General features: G+C 62.8%; 3 protein-coding genes. 1 reads left to right on the plus strand and 2 read right to left on the minus strand.

What is annotated here, in order from left to right:
* Nucleotides 1-2,356, plus strand: a 2,356-nt coding sequence (locus tag J0I64_RS00680; RefSeq protein ID WP_291405440.1) for an efflux RND transporter permease subunit, incomplete at its 5' end; no start/stop codon positions are given.
* Nucleotides 2,357-2,445: 89 nt separating this feature from the next.
* On the opposite strand, the gene mmsB is transcribed toward J0I64_RS00680, so the two are convergent.
* Together mmsB and J0I64_RS00690 are read right to left on the minus strand one after the other, a co-directional pair.
* Nucleotides 2,446-3,723 carry a multiple monosaccharide ABC transporter permease gene (mmsB, locus tag J0I64_RS00685; protein WP_291405441.1) on the minus strand — a complete coding sequence of 426 codons (1,278 nt, stop codon included), beginning with the start codon at nucleotides 3,721-3,723 and terminating at the stop codon, nucleotides 2,446-2,448.
* Nucleotides 3,720-4,706 (minus strand): sugar ABC transporter ATP-binding protein (locus J0I64_RS00690; RefSeq protein ID WP_291405442.1); only part of this gene is annotated, 987 nt, incomplete at its 5' end. The genes mmsB and J0I64_RS00690, both read right to left, overlap by 4 nt.

Below are 4,706 nucleotides of genomic sequence, written 5' to 3' on the forward strand. Positions count from 1 at the left end.
CATCATCAATGGCCGCACCCGCCTGGGCGATGTCGCCAGCGTCGTCTTCGACGCCGCCGCCAGCACCTCATCCATCCGCGCCGATGGCCGCCCCGCCATTGGCCTCGGCATCGTGCGTCAGGCCCAGTCCAATTCCGTCTCGATCTCCCACGCCGTCCACGCCGCGGTAGAAAGCCTCAACGACACCCTGCCCGAAGGCGTGACCGTCAAGATTTCGAGCGACGAAGCCGTCTTCATCGAAGGCGCTCTGCACGAAGTCGAAATCGCGCTCATCGTCGCCCTCGTCGTCGTCATCGGCATCATCTACCTGTTCCTGCTCGATTGGCGCGCCATCATCGTGCCCGCCATTTCCATGCCCATTGCCCTTCTCGGCGCCGTCGCCGGCATGTATCTCGCAGGGTTCTCCCTCAACATCATCACGCTGCTCGCGCTGGTCCTCGCCACCGGCCTTGTCGTTGACGACGCCATCGTGGTTCTCGAAAACATTATGCGCCGCAAGCACATGGGCGCCGGTCCCCGCGCCGCCGCGGTGCTCGGCACCCAGGAAGTCTTCTTCGCCGTCGTCGCCACGACGCTCACCCTCGTCGCCGTCTTCGTCCCCCTGAGCTTCCTCGAAGGTCAGACTGGGCGCCTCTTCCGCGAGTTCGGTTTCACCCTCGCCATCGCCGTGCTGCTCTCCGGCGTCGTCGCGCTCTCCATGGGCCCCATGGTCGCCTCGCGCCTCCTTAAATCAGGCGAAAAGGAACACTCTGGCGGCCCCTTCGGCGCCCTCGGCCGCTTCTTCGCCACCCTCTATCGCGTCACCCTGCGGGTCGCCCTCGGCAACCCGGTCGTGATCATTCTTGTCGCCGTCGTCTTCGCCGGCTCGTCCTATTACGTCTATGGCGCCCTCCGTCAGGAGATCACCCCCTCCGAAGACCGCTCGGCCATCAATCTCCGCATCAACGCGCCCAATACCGCCAGCCTCGATTTCGTCCGCACCCGCCTCGGTCAGGTCGAGTCCATGCTGCAGCCCTATGTCGATAGCGGCGAAGTGCGCTCGATCTTCGTCCTCTCCGGCTGGGGCAATGGCGGCTCCATCACCCTCACCCTCGCCCCCTGGAGCGAGCGCGCCCGCAGCCAGCAGCAGATCGCCGCCGAGATCAACACCCTCATGGCCCAGGTCCCAGGCGTCCGCGCCTCAGTCGGCCAGGGCAATAGCCTCGGCATTCGCGGCGGCGGCTCCGGCCTCCAGTTCGCCGTCGCCGGCTCCGACTACAATGTCCTCGCCCAGACCGCCGACGCCATTGCCAAGGCCCTCGAGGCCGATGGGCGTTTCGGCCGCGTCTCGGTCAATTTCGACACCAGCCAACCCCAGCTGACCCTCACCGTCGACCGCGCCCGCGCCGCTTCCCTCGGCATCGACATCAACGGCCTCGCCCCCACCATGCAGGCCATGATCGACGGCTCCGACGTCGGCACCATCTTCATCAATGACGAGAGCTATTCGATCCGCATGCTCTCAACCTCCAACCCCATCAACGACCCGCGCGACCTCGAAACCCTCTTCGTTCGCACCGGCGACGGCCGCTATGTGCCGATGTCCACCATCGCCACCATCGTCGAAGCCCCGGTCCCACCCTCGCTTCGCCGCGAGCAGCAGCGCCGCGCCGTTACGGTCACTGCCAGCCTCGAAGGCGGCCTTGCCCTCGGCGATGCCTATAACGAGCTGCAAAAGATCGCCGCGCCCCTCCTGCCCCAGGGCACGTCCATCCTGCCGCTGGCGGAAGCGAAAACCATCGGCGAAGCCAACAACGCTCTGTTCCTCACCTTCGGCTTTGCGCTCGTCATCATCCTCCTTGTCCTCGCCGCCCAGTTCGAAAGTTTCTGGAGCGCCATCATCGTCATGGCCACCGTTCCCTTCGGCGTCGCGGCCGGCCTCTGGGCCATTCTCCTCACCGGCGGCAGCCTCAATATCTTTGCGCAGATCGGCCTCGTCCTTGTCGTTGGCATCATGGCCAAGAACGGCATTCTCATCGTCGAATTCGCCAATCAATTGCGCGACCGCGGCATGTCCGTGGCAGAGGCCATCGAAGAAGCCTCCAACATCCGCCTCAGGCCCGTGGTGATGACCATGATCGCCACGATCCTCGGCGGCGTCCCCCTGGTTCTCGCCTCCGGCGCCGGCGCCGAAGCCCGCGCCGCCCTCGGCTGGGTCATGGTCGGCGGCCTCGGCTTCGCCGCCATCGCCACGCTCTACCTGACCCCCGTCGCCTACCTCCTCCTCGCCCGCTTCTCGAAACCAAAATCCGAAGAAGAGGCCCGCCTCGCCCGCGAATTCGAAGAAATCGACGCACGCGCAGAACCGGCAGAGTAACGGAACGGCACCTGCCCCCGCGTTTGCCCCAAACAAAAAGAGCCGCCGGATCTCTCCGGCGGCCCCCAAAATTCCTTCAGCGCGAAAACTTACGCCGAGCGGTTCTTGTTGTAGAGATCGAAGAACACGGCTGCGAGCAGCACGACGCCCTTGATCATCTGCTGCCAGTCGATGTTGACGCCCATGATCGACATGCCGTTGTTCATCACACCCATGATGAAAGCACCGATCACCGCGCCCGCCACCTGACCGACACCACCCAGCGCCGAAGCACCGCCGATGAACACGGCCGCGATCACGTCGAGTTCAAGCCCCTGCCCGGCCTTCGGCGTCGCCGAATTGAGGCGTGCGGCATAGATCATGCCGGCAAGAGCGGCCAGCGCCCCCATGATGGCGAAGATGTAGAACGTCGTGCGTTCGGTCTTCACGCCCGAAAGCGCTGCGGCCTTGAGGTTGCCGCCGAGTGCATAGATGCGACGGCCAAAGGTCAGCCGCTTGGTCAGGAACACAAAGCCGGCGATCAGCACACCCATCACGACAAGCACGTTCGGCAGGCCGCGATAGGAAGCGAGCATATAGGCAAAGAAGATGACCAGCGCCGCGGTGACGAGGTTCTTCACGACGAAGAGGCTGAACGGCTCGACGTCATAGCCGCGCGAGCGACGACGGGCGCGCGTGCGGATCGAGAAGAACACGGCCGCCACAACTGCCAGAATGGCGATGACCATAGTGGTCGTGTGCAGCGTGACGTTCTGGCCGTTTTCAGCGAGCCACGGCATCGTTGTCGGCCCGATCAGGTCCGGAATGAAGCCCGCCGAAAGCAGCTGGAATTCAGCCGGAAACGGACCAACGGACTTGCCAGCCAGAATTGCGAGCGACAGCCCCTTGAAGATCAGCATGCCGGCCAGCGTCACGATGAAGGCCGGAACGCGGTGATAGGCAATGATATAGCCCTGCGCCGCCCCGATCGCCGCGCCGACGATCAGGCAGATGGCCCCGGCCACGATCGGATTGGCAAGAAATGCCAGCTCCGGCGGGAACTTCCAGCCCACCATCAGCATGGCGGCGAGCGCGCCGACGAAGCCCGAAACCGAGCCGACCGAAAGGTCGATATGCCCGGCAACGATCACCAGCAACATGCCCAGCGCCATCACGATGATATAGCTGTTCTGCAGGATGATGTTGGTCAGGTTCACCGGCTTGAACAGCACGCCATTGGTGAAATACTGGAAAAACAGCATGATGAGGATGAGCGCGAGCAGAAGCCCATAGTCGCGCATGTTGGCCTGCAAGGCGCCGAAAAAGCTCAGTTCCTTGGGTTTGGCCTGATCGGCCGGGGTGCCGGTCGGTGCAGTTTGAACGGTCATGATGCCTTTCCTTCAGCGCGCACGATGGAGCGCATGATCTTTTCCTGGCTCGCCTCGCTGGTGGGCATTTCGCCCACGATGCGGCCTTCATTCATAACGTAGAGACGGTCGGTGATGCCGAGCAGTTCGGGCATTTCCGAAGAGATCACGATGATCGCCTTACCCTGGGCGGCGAGCTGGTTGATGATCGTGTAGATTTCATACTTGGCACCCACGTCGATGCCGCGCGTCGGCTCGTCGAGGATCAGCACGTCCGGATCGGCATAAAGCCACTTCGAGAGCACGACCTTTTGCTGGTTGCCGCCTGAAAGATTGCCCGTCACCTGATAGACGCTCGAAGAACGGATATTGGTCTTCTTGCGATAGTCGTTGGCGACGTCGAGTTCGGCCAGATCGTCGATCACGCCCCAGCGCGCCACGCCCGGCAGGTTCGCCAGCGTCACATTGTGCTTGATATGGTCGATCAGGTTCAGGCCATAATGCTTGCGGTCTTCCGTGGCATAGGCAATGCCGGCGCGAATGGCCTTCTCGACAGTCGACGTGTCGACCTTGTGGCCGTTCATGAACACGTCGCCCGAAATCTTCTGGCCATAAGACTTGCCGAAGAGGCTCATGGCGAATTCGGTGCGACCCGAACCCATCAGCCCGGCAATACCCAGAACTTCGCCACGGCGGAGGTTCACGTCGATATTCTTGATCACCTGACGGTCGCGATGCTGCGGGTGATAGACCGACCAGTTCTTCACCTCGAGAATGGTCTCGCCAATCTTCGGCTCGCGGCTCGGATAGCGATCTTCCAGCGAACGGCCGACCATCGAGGTGATGATCCGGTCTTCGGTGATCTCGTTGGTGTCCATCGTTTCGATGGTGCGCCCGTCGCGGATCACGGTCACGCGGTCGGCAATGCGGGAAATCTCGTTCAGCTTGTGGCTGATGATGATCGAGGTAATCCCCTGCTTCTTGAATTCGAGCAGCAGGTCGAG

This window comes from Devosia sp., from assembly GCF_017307565.1.
In the GTDB taxonomy this organism is placed as follows: domain Bacteria; phylum Pseudomonadota; class Alphaproteobacteria; order Rhizobiales; family Devosiaceae; genus Devosia.